The 22,415-nt window shown below is 59.4% G+C and carries 21 protein-coding genes; 5 read left to right on the forward strand and 16 right to left on the reverse strand.

The genetic code is table 11. From position 1 onward, the window contains the following. Positions 1-184 precede the first annotated feature (184 nt). The 6 genes from trkA to dusB form a co-directional block, all read right to left on the reverse strand. Entirely contained in the window at positions 185-1,561 is a 1,377-nt protein-coding gene (gene trkA, locus AGR1_RS06495; RefSeq protein WP_077982336.1) for a Trk system potassium transporter TrkA, read from the reverse strand. Between the two features lie 48 nt (positions 1,562-1,609). Next, positions 1,610-2,974: a sigma-54 dependent transcriptional regulator gene (locus AGR1_RS06500; protein ID WP_003521348.1), complete on the reverse strand. Its 1,365-nt coding sequence runs from the start codon at positions 2,972-2,974 to the stop codon at positions 1,610-1,612. Continuing rightward, entirely contained in the window at positions 2,964-5,225 is a 2,262-nt protein-coding gene (locus AGR1_RS06505; protein ID WP_149146504.1) for a PAS domain-containing sensor histidine kinase, read from the reverse strand. The genes AGR1_RS06500 and AGR1_RS06505 overlap by 11 nt, the downstream gene beginning before the upstream one ends. Before the next feature lie 150 nt (positions 5,226-5,375). Beyond that, positions 5,376-6,827 (reverse strand): nitrogen regulation protein NR(I), encoded by a 1,452-nt coding sequence (gene ntrC, locus AGR1_RS06510; protein ID WP_077982338.1) that lies wholly within the window; start codon positions 6,825-6,827, stop codon positions 5,376-5,378. Further along, positions 6,824-7,972 (reverse strand): nitrogen regulation protein NR(II), encoded by a 1,149-nt coding sequence (locus AGR1_RS06515; RefSeq protein ID WP_080790785.1) that lies wholly within the window; start codon positions 7,970-7,972, stop codon positions 6,824-6,826. Before AGR1_RS06515 ends, ntrC begins: the two co-directional genes overlap by 4 nt. After that, positions 7,969-8,985, reverse strand: a complete 1,017-nt coding sequence (gene dusB, locus AGR1_RS06520; protein WP_080790786.1) for a tRNA dihydrouridine synthase DusB — start codon at positions 8,983-8,985, stop codon at positions 7,969-7,971. Before dusB ends, AGR1_RS06515 begins: the two co-directional genes overlap by 4 nt. Before the next feature lie 276 nt (positions 8,986-9,261). Between dusB and AGR1_RS06525 the strand changes: the two genes are divergently transcribed. Together AGR1_RS06525 and AGR1_RS06530 are read left to right on the forward strand one after the other, a co-directional pair. Continuing rightward, positions 9,262-10,449 (forward strand): bifunctional 2-C-methyl-D-erythritol 4-phosphate cytidylyltransferase/2-C-methyl-D-erythritol 2,4-cyclodiphosphate synthase, encoded by a 1,188-nt coding sequence (locus AGR1_RS06525; protein ID WP_149146505.1) that lies wholly within the window; start codon positions 9,262-9,264, stop codon positions 10,447-10,449. Continuing rightward, positions 10,446-10,955 (forward strand): CinA family protein, encoded by a 510-nt coding sequence (locus tag AGR1_RS06530; protein ID WP_149146506.1) that lies wholly within the window; start codon positions 10,446-10,448, stop codon positions 10,953-10,955. Before AGR1_RS06525 ends, AGR1_RS06530 begins: the two co-directional genes overlap by 4 nt. Here AGR1_RS06530 and AGR1_RS06535 read toward each other — a convergent pair. Beyond that, on the reverse strand, positions 10,937-11,392 hold the full coding sequence (locus AGR1_RS06535; RefSeq protein ID WP_149146507.1) for a type II toxin-antitoxin system RatA family toxin: 456 nt from the start codon (positions 11,390-11,392) through the stop codon (positions 10,937-10,939). The two genes, AGR1_RS06530 and AGR1_RS06535, sit on opposite strands and share 19 nt — an antisense overlap. A gap of 9 nt (positions 11,393-11,401) precedes the next feature. After that, a complete protein-coding gene (locus tag AGR1_RS06540; protein ID WP_149146508.1) occupies positions 11,402-11,971 on the reverse strand; it encodes an AAA family ATPase in 570 nt (189 codons plus the stop codon). Positions 11,972-12,211: 240 nt separating this feature from the next. Here AGR1_RS06540 and AGR1_RS29510 point away from each other — a divergent pair, with 240 nt between their 5' ends. The 3 genes from AGR1_RS29510 (at position 12,212) to AGR1_RS06555 (ending at position 14,274) form a co-directional block, all read left to right on the forward strand. Further along, on the forward strand, positions 12,212-12,388 hold the full coding sequence (locus AGR1_RS29510) for a hypothetical protein (protein WP_003496171.1): 177 nt from the start codon (positions 12,212-12,214) through the stop codon (positions 12,386-12,388). A 127-nt stretch (positions 12,389-12,515) separates the two neighbouring features. Beyond that, a complete protein-coding gene (locus AGR1_RS06550) occupies positions 12,516-13,250 on the forward strand; it encodes an AraC family transcriptional regulator (protein ID WP_149146509.1) in 735 nt (244 codons plus the stop codon). A gap of 94 nt (positions 13,251-13,344) precedes the next feature. Next, a complete protein-coding gene (locus AGR1_RS06555) occupies positions 13,345-14,274 on the forward strand; it encodes a DMT family transporter (protein ID WP_149146510.1) in 930 nt (309 codons plus the stop codon). Between the two features lie 201 nt (positions 14,275-14,475). Here the strand turns inward: AGR1_RS06555 and lipA are convergent, their stop codons facing one another. The 8 genes from lipA to AGR1_RS06595 all read right to left on the reverse strand — a co-directional run bounded on the left by lipA (position 14,476) and on the right by AGR1_RS06595 (position 22,383). Then, entirely contained in the window at positions 14,476-15,447 is a 972-nt protein-coding gene (lipA, locus tag AGR1_RS06560; RefSeq protein WP_080790793.1) for a lipoyl synthase, read from the reverse strand. 102 nt (positions 15,448-15,549) lie between these two features. Continuing rightward, positions 15,550-15,798 carry a GlsB/YeaQ/YmgE family stress response membrane protein gene (locus AGR1_RS06565; protein WP_149146511.1) on the reverse strand — a complete coding sequence of 83 codons (249 nt, stop codon included), beginning with the start codon at positions 15,796-15,798 and terminating at the stop codon, positions 15,550-15,552. Between the two features lie 95 nt (positions 15,799-15,893). Next, positions 15,894-17,339, reverse strand: a complete 1,446-nt coding sequence (gene lpdA / locus AGR1_RS06570) for a dihydrolipoyl dehydrogenase (RefSeq protein ID WP_149146512.1) — start codon at positions 17,337-17,339, stop codon at positions 15,894-15,896. A gap of 57 nt (positions 17,340-17,396) precedes the next feature. After that, a complete protein-coding gene (locus tag AGR1_RS06575) occupies positions 17,397-18,041 on the reverse strand; it encodes an SGNH/GDSL hydrolase family protein (RefSeq protein ID WP_080790796.1) in 645 nt (214 codons plus the stop codon). A 12-nt stretch (positions 18,042-18,053) separates the two neighbouring features. Next, positions 18,054-19,415, reverse strand: a complete 1,362-nt coding sequence (locus AGR1_RS06580; RefSeq protein ID WP_149146513.1) for a pyruvate dehydrogenase complex dihydrolipoamide acetyltransferase — start codon at positions 19,413-19,415, stop codon at positions 18,054-18,056. A gap of 14 nt (positions 19,416-19,429) precedes the next feature. Next, the gene (locus AGR1_RS06585; RefSeq protein WP_149146514.1) at positions 19,430-20,851 is read right to left on the reverse strand and encodes a pyruvate dehydrogenase complex E1 component subunit beta; all 1,422 of its coding nucleotides are present in this window, start codon (positions 20,849-20,851) and stop codon (positions 19,430-19,432) included. 17 nt (positions 20,852-20,868) lie between these two features. After that, a complete protein-coding gene (pdhA, locus tag AGR1_RS06590) occupies positions 20,869-21,912 on the reverse strand; it encodes a pyruvate dehydrogenase (acetyl-transferring) E1 component subunit alpha (protein ID WP_149146515.1) in 1,044 nt (347 codons plus the stop codon). 153 nt (positions 21,913-22,065) lie between these two features. Then, positions 22,066-22,383 (reverse strand): septum formation initiator family protein, encoded by a 318-nt coding sequence (locus AGR1_RS06595; protein WP_080790800.1) that lies wholly within the window; start codon positions 22,381-22,383, stop codon positions 22,066-22,068. Between the last annotated feature and the right edge of the window lie 32 nt (positions 22,384-22,415).

The raw sequence follows: 22,415 nt of genomic DNA on the forward strand, positions 1-22,415 counted from the left end.
AGCGCCGCTTCTTTCTTTTTTGCCGGCAGGGATACCGGAAAATAATCAATCAATAATAAGCCGGCCGAGTCTTGTCCCCCGCTTGGCCGACCTCAAACTCTGGTATCAAATCATGTTCCGTTCCGCAACGGTCAAAACAGCCGAATGAGTACGAGTATTGACCCACATTTTCAATTCGGGACAGTCAAAAATATTGTATCGAAACACGGAAGAGTTGTTCCACATCGCGCACCGCATCGGCGGATGCAAACAGCACGACTCGGTCCTTCGCCTTGATTTTCGTGCTGCCATCCGGGCGGATCACCACGCCGTCGCGATAGATTGCCCCGATGCGCACACCCTCCGGCATGTCGATGTCGCGGAATGACTGGCCGACCAGCGGCGACGTTTCCAACGCTTCCGCTTCGATCACCTCCGCCGAGCCGCGCTGGACGGCATATACTGAGCGGATGCGCCCCTTGCGCACATGCTGAAGCACGCGGGAGATCGTAACGGCCCGCGGGTTGATATAGGCATCAAGCCCCAGAGAGCGGGAGACATCGTGGAACGACGTACTGTTTAACAGCGCCAGATTCGATTTGCAGCCGAGTTGTTTGGCGATCACCGCGGCCAGAATATTGGTCTGGTCGTTATTGGTGAGCGTCACGATAAGATCGGCATCCTGAATATCGGCCTGCATGAGGATTTTCTGGTCGAGCGCCGAGCCATGCATGACGATGGTGTGGCTTAAGTGTTCGGATGCGGCAACCGCCCTGTCGCGGTCCGCCTCGATGATCTTCACCCGCGTTTTCGGCTGCAGTTCCTCGATCTTGCGCGCGACGAAATGGCCGATATTACCGGCGCCCGCAATCACGATTCGCTGTGCTTCCTGCTCCTCATGGCCGAAAAGACTTAAGGTGCGGCGGGCGTGATGGCGCTGGCAAATGACATAGGCAAGGTCGCCCACCCGCAATTGCTCGGAGGAATGCGCAACCTTGAGAACGCCGCCCCGGTAAACGCCCACTACCGTGGCGATGAGGTCGGGAAAGAGGCTGGAAAGCTGGTGCAGCGGCGTGTTGATGACCGGACAATCCTCCATGCATTCGATTGCCAGCATGGAGATCGTGTCGTCTGCAAACCGAACCACATCGGTCGCGCCCGGAAAGGCGATACGCCGCAGCACCATCTTGCCAACTTCGACTTCCGGGGAAATCGTCACATCGATGGACATGTTTTCGCGGCTGAAGAGATCGGCATATTCCGGCTTCAGGTAGCTCTGGTCGCGGATGCGGGCGATTTTGGTCGGCACGCTGAACAGAGCATGCGCCACCTCGCAGGCGACGATGTTGATCTCGTCATGCAACGTCACGGCGATGATCATGTCGGCCTGATCGGCGCCGGCCTTGGCCAGCATGTCGGGATGGGCGCCATGACCGACGTAACCGCGCACATCCAGCGTCTCGGTAATGGCGGTGATGAGCGGCGCGGCGGTATCGATCACCGATACTTCGTTGTCCTCTCGAGACAGTTGTTCGGCGATGCCGTAACCCACCTGCCCTGCGCCGCAAATGATAACTTTCATGCTGTCTCTCTGACGGAATAATCGGTTACGCCGAAGCGCCTTCCTCCCTTATACGCCGAGAGATTTCAGTTTGCGATGCAATGCAGACCGTTCCATGCCGACAAATTCCGCCGTTCGCGAAATATTGCCGCCGAAACGGTTGATCTGGGCCATCAGATAGTCACGCTCGAACATCTCACGGGCCTCGCGCAGCGGCAGGGTCATGATGTGCTGATCGCCCTGCGCCGAAATCTTCGGCAGCATGTCGCCAATATCCGAGGGGAGCATGTCGGCCGAGATCGGCGCTTCGCCGCCTTCTGGACGGGCGAGAATCATCAGCCGCTCGATATTGTTGCGCAACTGCCGGATGTTGCCCGGCCAGTCATGCGTCTGAAGAACGGCCATGGCGTCGTCGCCGATCTTGCGCGGGCGGATGCCGGCCTGCTCGGAAATCTGGCGCATGAACATATCGACCAGGAAGGGAATATCCTCGCGTCGTTCGGAGAGCGCCGGGACCTTGACCGGCACGACAGCGAGTCGATGATAGAGATCTTCGCGGAACTGGCCTTCGGCGATCAGGCTTTCGAGGTGATGAGCAGTCGAGGAAATGATGCGCACATCCACCTTCACCCGCTTGCCGCCGCCGACGCGCTCGAACTGTTGGTCGACCAGCACCCGCAGGATCTTGTTCTGCGTTTCGCGCGGCATTTCGCCGACTTCATCGAGATACAGGACGCCGCGATGGGCTTCTTCCAGAGCGCCGACCTTGCGCGGCTGTCCGGGAAGGCCTTCCGTGCCGAACAGCGCGATTTCCATGCGGTCCGGGGTGATCGTCGCGGCGTTCAGCGCCACGAAGGGTCCGCTCGCCCGCGAGGACTTCTTGTGCACCATGCGCGCCACAAGTTCCTTGCCGGAACCGGAGGGGCCAAGGATCATGATGCGGCTGTTGGTTGGAGCAACCCGGTCGATGGTCTGGCGAAGCTGCGACACCGCAAGCGACGCGCCGACGAGCTCAACCGCGTCACCGGTGCGCTTCTTGAGTTCCTGAACCTCACGCTTCAGCTTGGAGTTTTCCAGCGCCCGCTCGGCGATCAGGATGAGGCGATCGGCCTTGAAGGGCTTTTCGATGAAATCGAAGGCGCCGCGCTTGATGGCGTTGACGGCGGTTTCGATATTGCCGTGACCGGAAATCATGACGACAGGAATTTCGGGGTGACGGCTCTTGATTTCGTCCAGCAGCGCCAGACCGTCGAGCTTCGAACCCTGCATCCAGATGTCGAGAAATATCAGGCGCGGCACCCGCTCCGAAATGGCGGCCAGCGCGCTGTCACTGTCAAACGCCATGCGGGTCTCGTGGCCTTCGTCGGAAAGAATGCCTGCTACGATTTCGCGAATGTCCGCCTCGTCATCCACGACCAGAATATCAGACGCCATATGCTGCTTCCTTGTTATTTTCGCCGCCGACCGCCTCGATATAGGGCAGCAGCACTCTGATCATGGCGCCGTGGCCGTGATCGAACTCCGGCGGGGCATCGTGGAGTTCCAGATACCCGCCATGCTCTTCGATGATTTTCTTGACGATGGCCAGACCGAGGCCCGTGCCCTTGTCCCGCATCGTCATATAGGGTTCGAGAATGCGGTGACGGTTCTCGACGGGCAGACCACGGCCATTGTCGATGATATCAGCCACGAAACGCGAATTGGCCTCGTCGAAGGATGCGCGCACCAGGATTTTACCCGGACGTTTTTCACCTTCCACCGCCTCAATCGCTTCCGTCGCATTCTTGATGAGATTGCCGAAGGCCTGACCCAGCATGCGGGCATCGAACATGCCCTCCAGCGGGACATCGCCGAGCTCGGTCGAGAACTTCGTATCAGCCGCGCTGATTTCGCGCAGGAATGCCGCATCCTTCAAGATCGCCCGCAGGTCCGATTTCTCCTTCGTCGGCTTTGGCATGCGCGCAAAGGCCGAGAATTCATCGACCATACGGCCGATATCGCCCACCTGCCTGACTATGGTGTCGGTACACTGATCGAAGATGGCGCGGTCGTTTTCATCGATCTGCTTGCCGAAACGGCGCTTGATTCGCTCTGCGGAAAGCTGGATCGGCGTCAGCGGGTTCTTGATCTCATGCGCGATGCGACGTGCCACATCCGACCATGCGGTCGAACGCTGGGCGATGACGAGATCGGTGATGTCATCAAGTGTGATGACATAGCTGTCACGGCTGTCGCGAGCATCCTCACGGGTCACCTGCACATTCAGCGTCCGTTCCTTGCCGCGCCGCATGATATTGATCTGCTTGCGGAAGTTGCCGCGAGACCAGGTATTGGCCTCGTTGACGACCTGTTCGATTTCAGGCGCGATCTCCGACAGTTGCGCGCCGATAAGCTGCTCGGAGGTCTGCGCCAGGAATTCTTCGCCCGACGGATTGACGATGGTGATCCTGCGGCTTTCATCGACACCGATGACGGCGGCGGTGACGCCTGACAGCACGGCTTCGATGAAGCGGCGACGGTCGTCGATATCGTCCTTGGCCTCAATGATCTGTTCCTGCTGACTGCGCAGTTCAGAAACCATCTTGTTGAAGGTACGCGACAGACGCCCGACGTCGCCATCGACAGCGCGAACGGGAACCAGCACATGCATATTGCCGGTAGCGACGCTGTCTGCAGCACTGATGAGCAGGCGGATGGGCCGCACGATACGGTCAGCCACCGCGATCGCCGTCCAGATGGCCGCCAGAAGAACGATCAGCGCAAAACCGAGATAGAGGATCGCAAAGGCGATCTGCAGCGGCGCACGGCCCGCCTCCATCGCCTTGTATTCGGCGCGGTTCTCCTCCATCAGCCGCATGGCGCCCATCACCTTGGGATCGACGGCGCGCACTGTGTACAGGAAGGTGCCGCTGATGCCTTCAAGCTTGATGATTGCGCCAACGAGGTTGGTGATACCCGGCGGGATCAGCGTCGGTTGGCCGGCGGCGGCCTTTTCCAGCGCGTCGTGCGGTATGGCGGGAAGCGGTTTTTCGGTCTTGATGTCGGCCTGGGCGACGGCGTCACCGTCCTCCTGCACCAGAAACGCGCCAAGAAGACCGCGCCCCTTGGCCTGACGGGTCATCAGATCGACGAAGCCGGTGCGATCCAGATAAAAAAGCGCACGGTTGCGGTCGAGGTCAGTTGCCATCGACAGGGTCTGACCCTGAAGATAACCGGCATTCTCCATCATATAGGCTTGGGCGATATTGCTAGATGAATCGACAATCGACTGCGTGCGCAGCGAAAACCAGCGGTCGAGGCCCACATTCAACGTCAGGCTGGCGAAGATGGCGACAAGGACTGCGGGCGTAATCGCCACGATGGAGAAAAGCACGACGATGCGCACGTGCAGACGCGCCGCCGCCCTGCCCTTTTTACGGGCTTTCAGCAGCCGGTTGATTTCGCGCCCGATAAGGAACATCAAGCCAATCACGAAGATCGAATTGATGACGACAGAGGCGATGACGACTTTCGATGTCGGTGCGATTGGCGTGACGCCCAGAAGCACGAACAGGGTGAGGATGGCGCAAACGAGAGCGACGCCGGCGAGCACCAGACCCGGCAGAGCGAAAGACATCCTGCGATCGGCAACCACCATGCCCGCTGCTTCGTCGACAACGGCGTTTTCGGCGGCGGGTTTCCGCATGCACTACTCCCAATCGCTGGCCAGCCAGCACCACATTTCTGAAGTCAGGCGAGACGCACCTCAGACCGGCGAATCTCTTCCCTTCCTAGTGTTTTTCAAGCAACACAATGTGGCGAAAGTGCAACGATAAATGCGGCCTTGTCAACATTCTCAGGTAGGACGAGAACTGCGATAAACGGAAACGCCAAGCTCGCGGATTTTCTTGCGCAGCGTATTGCGGTTCAGGCCAAGAAGATCGGCGGCCTTGATCTGGTTGCCGCGCGTCGCAGTCAAGGCGGCGAGAATCAACGGATATTCGAGTTCCCGCAGAACGCGGTCATAAAGACCGGGCGGCGGCAGGCCATCGCCGAAACTGGCGAAATAATCCCGCATATTTTCCTCCACCGCCTGTGAAATGGTGAGAGAACCTGTGCGGACCGCCATCTTGTCGAGTGGGCTGTCCGGGACATCCGACTGCAATTCCTGCTCGATGATCTCGCGGGTGATGACTTCCTGCGGATAAAGCGCCATCAGGCGGCGTATCAGGTTTTCCAGCTCGCGCACGTTGCCTGGCCAGGCATAGGCCTTCATGACCTCCAGCGCCTCGCTCTCGAAACGCTTGCCTTCCAGCCCTTCCTTCTCGCCGTGCTGGATGAAATGGCGTACCAGATCGGGAATATCCTCGGCGCGGTCACGCAGCGGCGGCAGCCGCAGCGGCACGACGTTCAGGCGGTAGTAGAGGTCTTCGCGGAAAAGGCCTTGATTGATCGACTGCTTCAGGTCCTTGTTGGTGGCCGCGACGATGCGGACATCGGTGCGGATCGGCGTGCGACCGCCTACCGTCGTATATTCGCCCTGTTGCAACACGCGCAGCAGCCGCGTCTGGGCGTCCATCGGCATGTCGCCGATTTCGTCGAGGAACAGCGTGCCGCCCTCGGCCTGTTCGAAACGGCCGGTCGAGCGGTTCTGCGCGCCGGTGAAGGCGCCCTTCTCATGGCCGAAGAGTTCGGATTCAATGAGGTCGCGCGGGATGGCCGCCATATTGATGGCGACAAAGGGGCCGTTGCGACGCTTGCCGTAATCATGCAGCGCGCGCGCCACCAGTTCCTTACCCGTGCCGGATTCGCCCGTGATCATCAGCGTCAGGTCGGTCTGCATCAGGCGCGCAAGAACGCGGTAGATTTCCTGCATCGCCGCAGAGCGGCCAACGAGCGGCATGCCGTCCTGCATGTCGTCATCGAGCTTCGCCGGCTTACGCTTCGGCTCAGACAAAGCGCGGCCGATGATGGCGATCAGTTCCGTGAGGTCGAAGGGCTTCGGCAGGTAGTCGTAAGCGCCTTTTTCCGAAGCCTTTATGGCTGTCATGAAGGTGTTCTGCGCACTCATGACTAGAACCGGCAGGTCCGGGCGGGCCTTCTTGATGCGCGGCAGCAGGTCAAAGGCGTTTTCATCCGGCATAACGACATCGGTCACGACGAGATCGCCCTCACCCGCCGACACCCAGCGCCAGAGCGTTGCGGCATTGGAGGTGATGCGCACGTCATAACCGGCGCGGCTGAGCGCCTGATTCAAAACGGTGCGGATTGCGGCATCATCATCGGCGACGAGGATCGTAGCTGTCATCTGTCATTTCCTGTCGAGTTCGGCAAAGAGCTGTCGTCGAGCGCCACTTCCGGCGAGACGGGCATCAATACGCGGAAGGTCGTGCGGTGGTTCTGGCTGTCGCATTCGACGATGCCACCATGGGCGCCGATCAACTTCGCGACCAGCGCCAGCCCGAGGCCGGAACCATTCGTCTTGGTGGTGATGAAAGGATCGAAGAGATGCGGCAGAAGGTCGGCCGGGACGCCGGGGCCATTGTCATGTACGCAGAATTCGAGCGGCAGCGAGATGCGTTCGCGGCTACCGGCAACCGAAAGACGGATGCCGGGGCGATAGGCGGTCGTCAGCACGATTTCGCCATCCGGCTGATTGCCCACGGCTTCCGCCGCATTCTTCACGAGATTGAGAAAGACCTGCACCAGCTGGTCGCGATTGGCATAAACCGGCGGCAGCGACGGGTCGTAGTTCTCGGAAATCTTGATATTGCGGGCAAAGCCGGCCTTGGCGATGGCCTTCACATGATCCAGCACGGAATGGATGTTGACCGGCACGCGATCCACCGGCCGCTCGTCGGAAAATACCTCCATGCGGTCGACCAGCGAGACGATGCGGTCGGTCTCATCGCAGATCAGCCGCGTCAGCGCACGGTCTTCGTCGGCAACCGAGGTCTCCAGCAACTGGGCAGCGCCGCGAATGCCGGAGAGCGGGTTCTTGATTTCATGCGCGAGCATCGAGGCAAGGCCGGTGACCGAGCGCGCCGCAGCGCGATGCGTCAGTTGCCGGTCGATCTTGTCGGCCATGGACCTTTCCTGGAATACGACGACCACCGATCCCGGTTCGCTGACAACGGGCGCAACGTAAAGATCGACCAGCTTGTCCTGGCCGAGACGCGGCGAACTCAGATCGACGCGATATTCGTTGACCGGCGCGCGGCGCTCGCGCACCTGATCGATCAGCGCAAGCAGCGGGCTGCCGAAGGGAATGAAGGTGGAAACGCGGTAGCGGGCGAGATGGGAGGCGCTTGCCCCAAAAAAGGCTTCGGCTTCCCAATTGGCGAAGGCGATGAAACCTTCGGCATCCACCAGGATAACGGGGTTCTGCACCGCGTTCAGAACCGCCATGGCAAGCGGGTTTCCATCTGCCGGGCTTTGTTTGTCAGCGCTCATGCGGCCTTCCTTGCGGCGTCTTCGCCCGCATTTGCGCAAAGGGCGGTGCGCAGCAGATCCGCCACCTCTCCCGTGTCACGCGATGTCATGATTTCAGCCTTGTCAGTCGAGGCGATCTCCGACGCGAAACGGTCGAGATACCAGCCCAGATGTTTGCGGGCGTGCCTAAGACCGGCTTCCCTTCCGTAAAATTCCAACATCATCTCGTAATGTTCGATGGCGATGGCGGGAATATCGTCGCGGTGCGGCGCTGAATGTCCGGCAAGCACTGCCGGCAGCCAGGGCTGCCCCTGCGCGCCGCGACCGACCATGACGGCATCCGCACCCGAACGGCGCAGGATTTCGCGTGCATCATCGGCCGTTTCCACATCGCCATTGGCGATCAGCGGCACGGAAATCACCTCGCGCACGGCGCGGATGGCATCCCAGTCCGCCCGTCCCTCGTAAAACTGCATACGGGTGCGGCCGTGAATGGTGATCAGTTTGACGCCTGCGGCTTCGGCACGGCGGGCGATCTCCGGCGCATTGATGGTGTTCTCGTCCCAGCCGAGCCGCATCTTCAGCGTCACAGGCACGTCGACCGCACTGACCGTCGCCTCGATGAGCGAGAGTGCATGATCCGGATCGCGCATCAAAGCCGAACCGGAGTAACCACCCGTCACCTTCTTGGCTGGACAGCCCATATTAATGTCGATGATGCCGGCGCCATTATCGGCAGCGATCTTCGCCGCCTCAGCCATGAAATGCGCCTCGCGCCCGGCGAGCTGCACCATATGCGGAACCATGCCGGCGTTTTTCAGCCGCGCCCAGGATTCGCCTCGGTTGGCGACGAGCTCACGGCTTGCCACCATTTCCGTCACGACAAGGCCCGCGCCATAACGCCAGGCAAGTTGCCGGAACGGCAGATCCGTCACGCCAGACATGGGCGCCAGCACGGCACGATTACGGATCGTAACTGAGCCGATGCTGAACGGTTCTGACAACTCCGGAAGATGCAATTGATGATCTTTCATGCAGAAGGTTTATTTGCATTATTTTTAGACAGTGTTTGTGCGGTTGCCAAGCACTTTTAGAGGGTTGCACCTTTTATTTGCTGGGCGACTGCCTGCCTGTTTTGCTGTCGGCAGCAATTTGTGCAGGTTTGAACGCGCAATGGCTGCTGATCCTGCGGCATGCAGGGGCGAATGCGCGTCATATCGGGCTGGCCATCCGGGTTTTGAAACGCTAGAGCAGGACTGTCAACCGCTAAGGGTTGCGCGCAAAGCATAAGACCAATGCAGGAAAGTACTATGAAACTCGGCATCGTCATCGTCGCCGCCGGACGCGGAGAAAGAGCGGGCTCTCCCGAGGAAGGGCCGAAACAATATCGCCCGATCGGAGGCCGGGCCGTGATCGAGCACACGCTGGCGACCTTCCTGCGCTGGAACGACGCCTGCCCGATCGTGGTGGTCAGCCATGCCGACGATACAGCCCTGCTGTCGCCGATCCTTGGGCGGCTTGAGGCTGGCGAGCGGATCACCACGGTCACGGGCGGCGCAACACGTCAGCAATCAGTGCTGGCCGGGCTTGAGGCACTCTCCTCGCACGGCCTTACCCATGTGATGATCCACGATGCCGTGCGGCCCTTCGTCGCCGCGGACATGCTGGAACGCATCGTAGCCCTGCATCAGGCTGGCGCCAGCAGCGTTCTACCTGCCCTGCCCGTCACCGATACGCTCAAGCGTGGCCTGGATGATCGCGTTGTGGAGACAGTCTCCCGGCAGGGACTTTATGCAGCGCAGACACCGCAAAGTTTCGGCTACGGCGATATTCTCGGCGCGCATCGTGCCGCTGCAGCTTCTGCCAAAACGGATTTCACCGATGACGCATCGATTGCCGAATGGGCGGGATTGGCGGTGACGCTGACAGAAGGTTCGGTCGACAATGTAAAACTCACTCTCAAGCGGGATATCGCCATGGCCGATGAAAAGCTCTCAAACGGATTGCCGGACGTGCGCACCGGCAATGGTTACGACGTGCATCAGCTGGAGACCGGCGATGGCGTTACGCTCTGCGGCATCTTCATCGAGCATGACCAGAGACTGAAAGGCCATTCGGATGCCGATGTGGCGCTGCATGCGCTGACGGACGCCCTGCTCGCCACCTGCGGTGCCGGCGACATCGGCGATCACTTCCCGCCTTCCGATCCACAATGGAAGGGTGCAGCCTCGCGCATCTTCCTGGAGCATGCGGCAAAGGTCGTACGCGACAATGGCGGCACGATCATGAATGCCGATGTCTCGCTGATCGCCGAAGCGCCGCGCATCGGTCCGCACCGCCAGGCGATGCGGGAAGCACTTTCGGACATGCTCGGCATTGCGCTGGAGCGCTGCTCGGTGAAAGCGACAACCAATGAGACGATCGGTTTCGTCGGCCGGCGGGAAGGCATCGCTGCAATCGCCACAGCTACGGTCGTCTACAGGGGCAGACCTCTATGAGCCTTTTTCCCGCAGACATAGAAGAGCTGGCGCGGTGGATCATTGCCGATTTCACCACGCATGGTTTCATGGTCTCGACCGCGGAAAGCTGCACGGGCGGCCTGATTTCCGGCGCGCTGACGGAGATTGCCGGCTCCTCCGCTGTCGTTGATCGCGGTTTTGTCACCTATACCAATGAAGCCAAGATGGACATGCTGGGCGTTGGCGCCGAGACGCTGGAGAATTTCGGCGCAGTGTCCCGGCAGACGGCGCTGCAGATGGCGCATGGCGCCCTCTTTCGTTCACGAGCGAATTTCGCCGTGGCGGTCACCGGCATTGCCGGTCCGGGCGGCGGCTCCCCTGACAAGCCGGTGGGGCTGGTGCATCTGGCCGCCAAGGCGCGCAATGGCGGCAGCCTGCATCAGGAAATGCGCTGCGGAGATATCGGTCGCACCGAAATCCGGCTTGCTACGGTGAGAACGGCGCTCGAGATGCTGATAGCCCTCAATCAGGCCGGGTCCGTATAAATTTTATCCGCACGCGTTTCGAAGGCTTCTGCGAACATGCGGAAGGCCCGGTCGAACATCGACCCCATGACCGCGCCGAGCAGGCGGTTCTTGAATTCGTAATCGATGAAGAAATGAATGGCTGAGCCGCCCTCGTCCGAGGCCTCGAAACGCCAGCGATTGTCGAGATATTTGAACGGGCCGTCGATATATTTCACGTCGATGGCGCGCTCTGCCGGGTTCAGCAGCACCTGCGTGGTGAAGGTTTCGCGAATGGCCTTGTAGCCAACAGTCATATCCGCCACCAGTAGCACCTTGCCATCCCGTTCCTTGCGCGAGCGGACGGTGAGCGCCTCGCAAAGGGGCAGAAACTGCGGATATTTCTCCACATCGGCGACGAGGTCGTACATGCGGTCGGGCGAGTGTTTGACAAAGCGATGCGTTTCGAACTGTGGCATGAGCGGCAGTTAATCCTCGATAACGAGAAGATCAAGAAGGCGGCGAAGCTGTTTTCGGCTTTTCAGCTGGAATATCGGCACGTTGGGGCCATACAGCGCGAAATTCTGCTCGAAGATCGGCGTATGGCGCCGCTCGAAATTCCAGATATAGCGCAGGAATTCGACGTCTATTCTTTCAGGGCACCCCTCCGCCATTTCCGGGCGGGCCTTGCCATAGCCCTTGATCGCCCGGCTGACGGCGCCCCACAGGCAAAGCCAGCGCGGCATGCGCACCCACAAAACGATATGGGATCGCGGCAGCCGCATATCGAAAGACGACGGATTGCTGCCGTCCATCAGCCAGCGCTCTTCGGTAATGATGGCGGCTATCCTCTCTCGCTGCTCGTCGCGCGGGCGCGCCCGCCAGCCGGGCAGCCAGAAAACATCCCGATCCATGGAGATGTAGCGAAGCCCGAAATTGCGCGCGAGCTTCTGCGAAAGCGTCGATTTGCCGCCGCCGGAACAGCCCACGACCATGATTCGCTGCGCCCCGGCGATGATCGCAGCAGCATCTTCCACCCTGTGAAGATAATTTGGCATTTCTGACACCTCACCTGACTGCCGGATATTTTCTGCCATCCCTACGCAGCGATATCGTCACCGCACATGACAGTTACGGAAAATTGACTATTGTAACCCCGTCGCAGGGATTGCTATTTATTTGCGACTAATATTACACCCATTGGATGTAACGGCGCTGGAAGCTCCCGATTTCACCCAGCGTATTCATCCTTGGGTTCAGACCCGACATATAACCGCTTTGAGCCACTGAGTGAGCCGATGGACGATTTTTCCAACATCATCAACCTTCTCGAATCCGCCAAGCAACTTGCATCGATGAACGGCATGCCGGTGCTTGCCTATCTGATCGACGTCGCGAAATGCGAAGCGAGAGAGAACAAGCCGGTTCTGCGCAAGCGCAAACGCGGCGAATCGACCGCCAAGGAAGACTGTTAATTGCCGGCGCGCAGAGCCGACCGATAAAGCTGACTGGCCCAATCTTCAAGACGATGTCATAATCAAGTGATGAACTGGCCGCTTTTTCGAGGCGGCCATTTCTTTGCACAATGGAAACGACAGCGTCATGACAGCCGCATCCGCCGACATCAGAATCTACAGGGAAGAAAGACCGAAGGAGCGTCATGGCTTCGTTCAGATCGTTCTTCCTGTCTCCGGGCGTCTGCTGATCGATGTGGCAGGACGGCAGGACGAATTGTCGACCGGACGCGGCGTGTTCATCCATCGCGATGCGCCGCATACGCAGGAAGCGACAGCAAGAAACCGCTCGCTGGTGGTCGATATCGATGAAGGCGCCCTTCCCGAGCAAACGCTCGAGAAATTCGTCCGCTCGCCGTTTGTCGACATAACGCAGGATACGCGTCACTTGATCGCTTATATGCGCGGCGTCATCGGAACAGAGGGGCGACGCGACGATATTGCCGGCCTGTGGGCGCCGCTGCTGGTCGACAGCCTTGCCAACGAGAAAGCCGACATCCGCCACCGCCTGCACAGGCTCGTTGCACTGGTCAGGGCGGAACCGTTCTTCCCCTGGACCATCGAGATGCTCGCCTCCTGCGTGACGATCAGCGACAGCCGCCTGCATGCGCTGTTTCTCGAGGAATTCAGCCTCCCTCCTCACCGCTGGCTGGCCGGGCTGCGCATGGACAAGGTCTGTGCATTGCTCACCAATTCCACCCTGCCTATTGCCGAGATCGCCTTGCGGGCCGGTTTTTCCGACCAGACTGCGCTGACGCGGGCCATGCGCAACACAGTGGGTGAAACGCCCGCAGCCTACCGTCGAACCTACGGGATTCATTAAAACCTCCGGCGCATCAGGTCAGGAGTTTTTGTCAAGACAGCCGCAGAGGGCTGTGGCACATCGCAGGCAAATACGAATGCGGATGTGAAATGACATGAACAGAACAGGTCTCGGTGTTTTTTACGGCATGCTGGCGGGTGCGCTCTGGGGCGGTATATTCCTCGCGCCCAAACTCGTGCCGGATTTTTCCGCGCTGCAACTCTCGACGGCGCGTTACCTCACCTACGGGCTGATTTCCCTCATTATCATCGGGCCGCGCCTCAAACGGATATCGGCCCATTTCGGCTCGCGTGAATGGTTCGCGCTTGGCTGGCTGAGCATGATTGGCAACATCGCCTATTATGTCTTCATATCGACGGCAGTGAAGCTGAGCGGTGTCGCCTTCACGTCGATCATTATCGGCTTCCTGCCGGTCGCCGTCACGATTATCGGCAGTCGCGATCACGGCGCTGTGTCGCTGAAACGGCTCTGGCCGTCGCTTGCCTTCGGTGCGATCGGCATTATCGGCATTTCCTGGCAGTCGCTGACGGAAAACGATGCAGGGCTCGATGTCTCTCGTGTCATCGGGCTTGCTTGTGCGCTCGGTGCGCTGGCGTCATGGACTGCCTTTGCAGTCGGTAACGCCCGCTGGCTCTCCCGCCTTCACGATGTCAGCGCCGATGACTGGAACATGATGACCGGCGTAGTGACCGGCGGGCTTGCGCTGGCGCTCGCCATCCCCGCCTTTGCATTCGGCGCGGAAAGCCATAGCTCGGGAGACTGGCTGCATTTCGCCGCCATCGCCGCCGGACTGGGCTTCACCGCCTCCATTCTCGGCAATGCATTCTGGAACCGTATGAGCCGCATGCTGCCGCTCACCATGGTCGGGCAGATGATCCTGTTCGAAACGCTGTTTGCGCTGCTTTACGGTTTTCTCTGGGAAGGACGCGGGCCGACACTGATTGAGGTCGTGGCAATATGTTCGGTCGTGCTGAGCGTCGTGCTTTGCATGCGGGCGCATAGGCAGGAGAAGGTTGTGGTGTGATCGGTTGAAGGCCGGGAACAGACGGCGGAGCCATTTCACAAGCCTCGCCTCCTACTCACGTCATCCTCGGGCCCGTCCCGAGAATCCAATCACGTATCGTACAATCGATAGGTTGCAGATGCTCGGGACAAGCCCGAGCATGACGGTGGAGAGAGCGTATATCGACCGATGCAGCAACCTATGTTGCCGAACCTTTGTCCCTTACTCAGCAGCAGCCAGCAGCTTCTTTTCGCGGGCCGCGCGCAGGCGTTCGAAATCGTCGCCGGCATGGTGGGAAGAGCGGGTCAGCGGGCTGGAAGACACCATCAGGAAGCCCTTGGTATAGGCCACCGTCTCGTAGGACTTGAATTCCTCCGGCGTGACGTAAGCCTCAACCTTGTGGTGCTTGCGGGTCGGCTGCAGATACTGACCGATGGTCAGGAAATCCACGTCTGCGCTGCGCAAGTCATCCATCAGCTGCAGCACTTCGTTACGCTCTTCACCGAGGCCGACCATGATGCCTGACTTGGTAAACATGGTGGGGTCCAGTTCCTTGACCCGCTGCAACAGGCGCACGGAATGGAAATAACGCGCGCCGGGGCGAACAGTAAGATAATTTCCCGGAACGGTTTCCATATTGTGGTTGAAGACGTCAGGCTTGGCGGCGACGACACGCTCCAGCGCACCGGGTTTCTTCAGGAAGTCGGGCGTGAGGATTTCGATGGTCGTCGTGGGAGACGCGGCGCGGATCGCCCAGATCACCTTTTCGAAATGTTCAGCGCCGCCATCGGCGAGATCGTCACGGTCAACCGAAGTGATGACGACGTGGGACAGGCCCATCTGCTTGACGGCCTTGGCGACATTTTCCGGCTCATTCAAATCGAGCGGATTGGGCTTGCCGGTCGCGACGTTGCAGAAGGCGCAGGCGCGGGTGCAGATTTCACCCATGATCATGAAGGTCGCGTGCTTCTTGTCCCAGCATTCACCGATATTCGGACAGCCGGCTTCCTCGCAGACCGTCACGAGCTTGTGGCTGCGCACCAGTTCGCGCGTCTCGTGATAACCCTTGGAGGTCGGCGCCTTGACGCGAATCCATTCCGGCTTGCGCATGACCTCGGTATCGGGCTTGTGAGCCTTTTCCGGGTGGCGGATGCGCTTTTCGTCGGACGACGTCCTGTCGAGAATAGTGACCATAAAAACCTGCTTCCATCGCCTTTGGCGATCCAGACATCTTTGGTGCGATGCTTTAGAACAATTCCAGAAAAAGCGTAAGCCCCTTCCGGTCACGAAGCCTTGTCAGCGCCGCACGAGCTTTGCCATGAACAGCAAAAGGCTGGCGCCGATGAACGACGTGACGAAATAGCCGAGCCTGCTGTCCTGCACGAAAACATCGAAGGTTCGCAGCACCGCGACAGCCACTACCGAACCGACAATGCCGAGCACGATGTTCATGAAAATGCCGAAGCGCATGTCCATGAGCTTGCCAGCAAGCCAGCCGGCGAGACCGCCGATGATGATTGCTGCAATCCAGCCTACACTTTCCATTCCCACGCTCCCTGAAACAACAGCCCGCCTTAAGGCTGCATCGAGACATATGGGACACCCGGCAAGGTTAGACAATGCCGGGCGTCACGCGGCACTTATGCGTTCAGCACACGTCCATAAGCGTCGAGCACGCTTTCCTTCATCGATTCCGAAATGGTCGGATGCGGGAAGATCGTGTGCATCAGATCCTCTTCCGTCGTCTCCAGATTCATGGCGACGACGAAGCCCTGAATGAGTTCGGTCACTTCCGCACCCACCATATGCGCACCAAGCAACTCACCGGTCTTCTTGTCGAAGATTGTTTTGACCATGCCCTGGTCTTCACCAAGCGCGACCGCTTTGCCGTTTGCCGCAAAGGAGAAGCGGCCGACGCGGATATCGCGGCCCTGTTCCTTGGCCTTGGCTTCCGTCAGGCCGACCGAGGCGACCTGCGGGTTGCAATAGGTGCAGCCTGGAATCTTCAGCTTGTCCATCGGGTGCACATTCGGCAGACCGGCGATCTTTTCGACGCAGATCACGGCCTCATGCTCGGCCTTGTGGGCGAGCAGCGGCGGACCGGCGACATCGCCGATGGCGTAGATGCCGGGAACATTGGTCTTGCCGTAACCGTCGATGACGATGAAGCCGCGATCGGTCTTCACGCCGGCAGCTTCAAGGCCGATGCCTTCGATATTGGCAACGACGCCGACGGCGGAGATCATACGATCAGCCGTAATCTTTTCAGAAGAACCGTCCTTCTTCTCCAGCGTCGCAGTGACGGAATTTGCGCCCTTCTCCACTTTGGAAACCTTGGTTTCCAGGTAGATTTTCATGCCCTGCTTCTCAAGCTGCTTCTTGGCGAAGGTGGAGATTTCCGCATCTTCGACAGGCATGACCTGGCTCATGATTTCGACGACGGTGACGTCGACGCCCATGGTGCGGTAGAAGCTGGCGAATTCGATGCCGATGGCGCCCGAGCCCATGACGAGCAGCGACTTCGGCATTTCTTCCGGCTTCATCGCTTCGAAGTAAGTCCAGATCAGCTTGCCATCGGGCTCGATGCCGGGCAGCGCGCGTGGGCGCGCACCGGTGGCCACGATGATATGCTTGGCAGTGTAAGTGCCCTCACCCAGCGTATTCTTTGGAACTGGACCCTGCGGCTGCACCACCGGCTTGGTGGACTTGCCGACCACAATTTCACCCGGTTTGGTGATCTTGGCTTCACCCCAGATGATATCGACCTTGTTCTTCTTGAACAGGAAACCGACGCCATTGTTCATGCGCGCGGCAATGCCACGCGAGCGCGCCACGATTGCCTTTACGTCAGGCTTGATCGAGCCTTCCAGCGTCAGGCCGTAATCCTTGGCGTGAGTGGCGGTGTGCATGACATCGGCGGTGCGCAGCAGCGCCTTGGTGGGAATGCAGCCCCAGTTGGAGCAGATGCCGGCCAGATGCTCGCGCTCCACGACGGCAACCTTCATGCCGAGCTGGGCTGCGCGGATCGCGGCAATATAACCGCCCGGTCCCGAACCGATGATGATGACGTCATAAGATTGAGCCATTGGAAATCCTGCCTTGTCATATCGGGTCGCGAGCAGCGCCACGACCGGGAATTGTTCCTAAAGTCCGAGCATCATGCGGACGACGGGCTCCAGCCCTCGCCCGATAGCCCGCGTGTTTTCAGCATCGAGATGGACACCATCCACCGGCGTCGTTCGGGCAACGGAGCCCGCATCGAAAAAGCCGCAATCGAGCTCGTCGGCCAGATCGCGGTAAACGGACGCGAGCATTGCCGATTCATCGATCGCATCGCGAAAGATCGCACCCATCACCGGGTTGGCCGTCTCGCAAAGCTGCGGCGGGGCGACGATCAGCACATCAGGCGCTTCCCAATCGGCCACCTGCCAGATGTGGTTGCGCGTGAGCTTCACAAGCCGCTCCACGCCCTTCATGGCAACAATCGCCGACCCATGGATCGCCGGTTTCATGTCGTTGGTGCCGAGCATGATAATCACCAGATCCAGCGGCGCATGGCTGTGCAGCAACGTCGGAAGAATCCGAGCACCGTTGCGGTCGCAATCAGCGGTGTTGTCGTCATAGGCCGTGGTACGGCCGCCAAGACCTTCGTGGATTACATGCGCATCAGAACCGAGCGCCTTCTGCAAGACGCTCGGCCAAAGATCGTCATGGCTGTGCCGGCCACCCGTTTCCGCATTTGATCCCCAGGTCAGGGAATCGCCAAAGCAGAGGACCGACTTCACCATGTTACTCTCCGATCAAACCAGCATGCCCATCGGGTTTTCGATGTAGCGCTTGAAGGCGCCGATCAGCTCGGCTCCGAGCGCGCCATCGACGCAGCGGTGGTCGGTGGAGAGCGTGACCGTCATGACGTTGGCGATCTTGATTTCGCCGTTCTTGACGACCGCGCGTTCTTCACCCGCGCCGACCGCCAGAATGGTGGCATGCGGCGGGTTGATGACGGCGGAGAAGCTTTTTACGCCCATCATGCCCATGTTGGACACGGCAGTCGTGCCACCCTGATATTCCTCAGGCTTCAGCTTGCGTTCTTTTGCGCGCTTGCCGTAGTCCTTCATCTCGTTGGAGATAGTGGAGAGCGACTTCTGCTCGGCCTTGCGGATGATCGGTGTGATCAGACCACCCGGAATGGAAACGGCAACGCCGACATCCGAGTGCTTGTGCTTGACCATGGCGCTTTCCGTCCAGGAGACGTTGGCATCCGGTACATCGCGCAGAGCAAGGGCGAGAGCCTTGATGACCATGTCGTTGACCGACAGCTTGTAGGCCGGCTTGCCGTCCTTTTCAGGGGCAGCGGCGTTAAGCTGGGCACGGAGTGCCAGAAGCGTATCAAGCTCGCAATCGACCGAAACGTAGAAGTGCGGAACGGTCTGCTTGGATTCGACCAGACGCTTGGCGATGACCTTGCGCATACCGTCATGCGGCACAAGCTCGTAAGAGCCTTCTTCGAACAGCTTGAGAACCGCTTCGTCCGACTGGCCCTTGGCAAGCGCCGGAGCCGGTGCGCCTGTGGATGCAGCAGCGGCGCTCGGCGCAGCCTTCGCACCGCCGGAAGCGGCAGCCTTTTCGACGTCGGTCTTGACGATACGGCCATGCGGACCGGAACCGGAGACGGCCGAGAGGTCGAGACCGGCTTCCTTGGCGAGACGGCGGGCAAGCGGCGAAGCGAAGATGCGCTCGCCAGACTTGGAAACCGGGGCCGGGGTGGAGGGTGCCGCTGCCTGATCGGCCGCCGGCTTTTCAGCCTTGGCCGGTGCAGCTTCTTCCTTCGGCGCTTCGGCCTTGGCAGCTTCCTGCTTCGGAGATTCCGCCTTGGCAGGAGCGGCATCGCCACCCTTTGCCGCCTCGGCCACATCCTCGCCATCGGCGGCGAGGATTGCGATGAGGGCGTTAACTTTCACGGCTTCCGTGCCGGCCGGGACGACCAGCTTGGCAACGGTGCCTTCGTCAACGGCTTCCACTTCCATGGTCGCCTTGTCGGTCTCGATCTCGGCGATCACGTCACCGGGAGCGACCTTGTCGCCTTCCTTGACCAGCCACTTGGCCAGATTGCCCTCTTCCATGGTGGGAGAAAGGGCAGGCATGGTGATGTTTATCGGCATCGAAACGCCTCCCCTTATTTGTAGCAGACGGTTTTGACGGCCTGAACGACTTCATCGACGTTGGGCAGAGCCAGCTTTTCGAGGTTCGCCGCATAAGGCATCGGAACGTCCTTGCCAGCAATCGTCAGGATCGGCGCATCGAGGTAATCGAAAGCGGCGCGCATGACCTGGTTTGCGATGAAGTCACCGACCGATGACTGCGGGAAGCCTTCCTCGACGGTGACCAGACGACCGGTCTTCTTCACCGATTCGATGACGGTCGGCAGGTCCATCGGGCGGATGGTGCGAAGGTCGATCAGCTCGACATCGATGCCAAGCTTTTCGAGTTCCGCAACCGCCTTGATGGCGTAAGTCATGCCAATGCCGAAGGAAACGATCGTCGCATCCTTGCCCTTGCGGTGAATGCGCGCCTTGCCGATCGGCAGGACGAAGTCATCGAGCTTCGGCACTTCGAAGCTCTGGCCGTAGAGAATTTCATTCTCAAGGAAGATGACCGGGTTCGGGTCACGAATGGCTGCCTTCAGGAGACCCTTGGCGTCAGCTGCCGTGTAAGGCATGACGACCTTGAGGCCCGGAATATGGCTGTACCATGCGGCGTAACATTGCGAATGCTGTGCGCCAACGCGGGCAGCAGCACCGGACGGACCACGGAATACCATCGGTGCACCCATCTGGCCGCCCGACATGTAAAGCGTCTTCGCCGCCGAGTTGACGATCTGGTCGATCGCCTGCATGGCGAAGTTGAAGGTCATGAATTCAACGATGGGCTTGAGGCCCGTCATCGCAGCACCGACACCGATACCGGCAAAACCATGCTCGGTGATCGGGGTGTCGATGACGCGGCGCTCGCCGAATTCCTGCAACAGGCCTTGAGTAATCTTGTAGGCGCCCTGATATTCGGCGACTTCTTCACCCATGACGAAGACTTTTTCGTCGGCGCGCATTTCTTCGGCCATGGCGTCGCGCAGCGCTTCACGCACCGTCGTCATTACCATTTCCGTGCCTTCCGGAATATCCGGATCGGCTGCGGCTTCGATCTTCGGCGCAGCTGGAACCTTGGCGGCTTCCTTGGCAGCGCTCGGCTCTTCGGCAGCTTCGCGGGTCTTGCCGCCGGCGGCATCGGAACCGGAATTGGCGGCTTCAGCCTTCGGTTCTTCCTTCTTGGCAGAGGAAGAGATGTCGTCGGCGCTTTCGCCATCCTGAAGAAGAACGGCGATTGCCGTGTTGACCTTCACACCTTCAGTGCCGGCCTCGATCAGCAGCTTGCCGATCACGCCTTCATCCACGGCTTCCACTTCCATGGTCGCCTTGTCGGTTTCGATCTCGGCGATCACGTCGCCGGAGGTAACCTTGTCGCCTTCCTTTTTAAGCCACTTGGAAAGCGTACCTTCCTCCATGGTCGGAGAAAGGGCGGGCATAAGAATTTCTACTGGCATTGGTTTCCCTTTCCCGATCAGAGCAGAATGTCGGTGTAAAGCTCGGAGACATCCGGCTCTGGGTCGTTCTGGGCGAAGTCGGCGCTATCGGCGACGATATCACGGACATCCTTGTCGATGGCCTTGAGTTCGTCTTCGCTTGCCCAGCCCTGCTCCAGAAGCCGTGCCTTGACCTGCTCGATCGGGTCATGTTCGGAGCGCATCTTCTGCACTTCGTCCTTGGAACGGTATTTCGCCGGGTCGGACATGGAGTGACCACGGTAGCGGTAGGTCAGCATTTCCAGAATGATCGGACCCTTGCCGGAGCGGCAATGTTCCAGCGCCTGATCGGCGGCGGCCTTGACGGCGCGCACATCCATGCCATCAACCTGAACGCCGGGGATGCCGAAGGACTGGCCACGCAGCGAATAATTCGACTGGGCCGTAGCGCGGGCGGTCGAGGTACCCATGGCGTAACGGTTGTTCTCAACGATATAGATGATCGGCAGTTTCCAGAGAGCAGCCATGTTGAAGCTCTCGTAGACCTGACCCTGGTTGGCCGCACCATCGCCGAAATAGGTCACAGAGACGTTGTCGTTACCACGATATTTGTTGGCAAAGGCAAGACCGGTTCCAAGCGAAACCTGCGCACCGACGATGCCGTGGCCGCCATAAAAATGCTTCTCTTTCGAGAACATGTGCATGGAGCCGCCCTTGCCTTTCGACAGACCGCCGCGGCGGCCGGTCAATTCGGCCATCACGCCACGCGCGCTCATGCCGAGCGCAAGCATGTGGCCATGATCACGGTAAGCGGTGATGACCTGATCGCCTTCCTTCTGCGACATCTGCATGCCGACAACAACGGCTTCCTGACCGATATAGAGGTGACAGAAACCACCGATGAAGCCCATGCCATAAAGCTGGCCGGCCTTTTCCTCGAAGCGGCGGATGAGCAACATTTCACGGTAAGCGTGAAGTTCGTCTTCCTTGGAGAAGTCGAGGCTGTTCTTGCCGGTGAATTCGGTTGCAGCCTTTGCCGTGGTCTTGCGGCCGGATACGGTCGCTGGTTTTCGCGGCGCCATTCATCCCTCCCTGAGTTGCCATTTGAATGGATAGAGTGGCGCGTACCATATGCAAGAAAACGCCATGCAGCAATGCTTTAAACGCATGGCACATATTCACGCTAAGATGCTGTGAATAAATCAAAAATGTTAAATTAACTTGATTTCGGTTAATCAGAAATATGTGTTCATGATGACGATTTCGTCCGTTCGGGACATATTCAGTTGATAACGGGAAATCTCGTCGATCATGTCACGTTCAAGCGAACCGTCGCTCAGCAATTCCACCTGTCGCTCCAGCGCCGCGCGGGCCTGCGTCAGCTTTGCAAGCTCTGCCATCCTCGCAATACGCTGCCGCTCTAGCCGCTCCGTCGCCTGCAGGCCGAAGTCGCCATGGATGGAATGATATCCGAAGTAGGAAAGAAAAGCGATCGTGATGGCCGGAACGATTAAACGGCCGAATCGTCTCTTTTTATGATGTCTGGTCCACATGCCGGAGAGAAGCCTTAAAACGCATAACGTGA

Source organism: Agrobacterium sp. B1(2019), assembly GCF_008274755.1.
GTDB lineage: Bacteria > Pseudomonadota > Alphaproteobacteria > Rhizobiales > Rhizobiaceae > Agrobacterium > Agrobacterium salinitolerans.

What these genes read in the sequence shown, in the direction of transcription:
- AGR1_RS06580 (WP_149146513.1), bottom strand. Translation starts at nt 19,415, where the DNA reads ATGCCGATAAACATCACCATGCCTGCCCTTTCTCCCACCATGGAAGAG.
- AGR1_RS06500 (WP_003521348.1), bottom strand. Translation starts at nt 2,974, where the DNA reads ATGGCGTCTGATATTCTGGTCGTGGATGACGAGGCGGACATTCGCGAA.
- pdhA (WP_149146515.1), bottom strand. Translation starts at nt 21,912, where the DNA reads ATGGCGCCGCGAAAACCAGCGACCGTATCCGGCCGCAAGACCACGGCA.
- AGR1_RS06505 (WP_149146504.1), bottom strand. Translation starts at nt 5,225, where the DNA reads ATGCGGAAACCCGCCGCCGAAAACGCCGTTGTCGACGAAGCAGCGGGC.
- AGR1_RS06550 (WP_149146509.1), top strand. Translation starts at nt 12,516, where the DNA reads ATGACAGCCGCATCCGCCGACATCAGAATCTACAGGGAAGAAAGACCG.
- AGR1_RS06525 (WP_149146505.1), top strand. Translation starts at nt 9,262, where the DNA reads ATGAAACTCGGCATCGTCATCGTCGCCGCCGGACGCGGAGAAAGAGCG.
- AGR1_RS29510 (WP_003496171.1), top strand. Translation starts at nt 12,212, where the DNA reads ATGGACGATTTTTCCAACATCATCAACCTTCTCGAATCCGCCAAGCAA.
- AGR1_RS06575 (WP_080790796.1), bottom strand. Translation starts at nt 18,041, where the DNA reads ATGGTGAAGTCGGTCCTCTGCTTTGGCGATTCCCTGACCTGGGGATCA.
- trkA (WP_077982336.1), bottom strand. Translation starts at nt 1,561, where the DNA reads ATGAAAGTTATCATTTGCGGCGCAGGGCAGGTGGGTTACGGCATCGCC.
- lipA (WP_080790793.1), bottom strand. Translation starts at nt 15,447, where the DNA reads ATGGTCACTATTCTCGACAGGACGTCGTCCGACGAAAAGCGCATCCGC.
- ntrC (WP_077982338.1), bottom strand. Translation starts at nt 6,827, where the DNA reads ATGACAGCTACGATCCTCGTCGCCGATGATGATGCCGCAATCCGCACC.
- AGR1_RS06595 (WP_080790800.1), bottom strand. Translation starts at nt 22,383, where the DNA reads ATGTGGACCAGACATCATAAAAAGAGACGATTCGGCCGTTTAATCGTT.
- AGR1_RS06565 (WP_149146511.1), bottom strand. Translation starts at nt 15,798, where the DNA reads ATGGAAAGTGTAGGCTGGATTGCAGCAATCATCATCGGCGGTCTCGCC.
- lpdA (WP_149146512.1), bottom strand. Translation starts at nt 17,339, where the DNA reads ATGGCTCAATCTTATGACGTCATCATCATCGGTTCGGGACCGGGCGGT.
- dusB (WP_080790786.1), bottom strand. Translation starts at nt 8,985, where the DNA reads ATGAAAGATCATCAATTGCATCTTCCGGAGTTGTCAGAACCGTTCAGC.
- AGR1_RS06530 (WP_149146506.1), top strand. Translation starts at nt 10,446, where the DNA reads ATGAGCCTTTTTCCCGCAGACATAGAAGAGCTGGCGCGGTGGATCATT.
- AGR1_RS06535 (WP_149146507.1), bottom strand. Translation starts at nt 11,392, where the DNA reads ATGCCACAGTTCGAAACGCATCGCTTTGTCAAACACTCGCCCGACCGC.
- AGR1_RS06515 (WP_080790785.1), bottom strand. Translation starts at nt 7,972, where the DNA reads ATGAGCGCTGACAAACAAAGCCCGGCAGATGGAAACCCGCTTGCCATG.
- AGR1_RS06540 (WP_149146508.1), bottom strand. Translation starts at nt 11,971, where the DNA reads ATGCCAAATTATCTTCACAGGGTGGAAGATGCTGCTGCGATCATCGCC.
- AGR1_RS06555 (WP_149146510.1), top strand. Translation starts at nt 13,345, where the DNA reads ATGAACAGAACAGGTCTCGGTGTTTTTTACGGCATGCTGGCGGGTGCG.
- AGR1_RS06585 (WP_149146514.1), bottom strand. Translation starts at nt 20,851, where the DNA reads ATGCCAGTAGAAATTCTTATGCCCGCCCTTTCTCCGACCATGGAGGAA.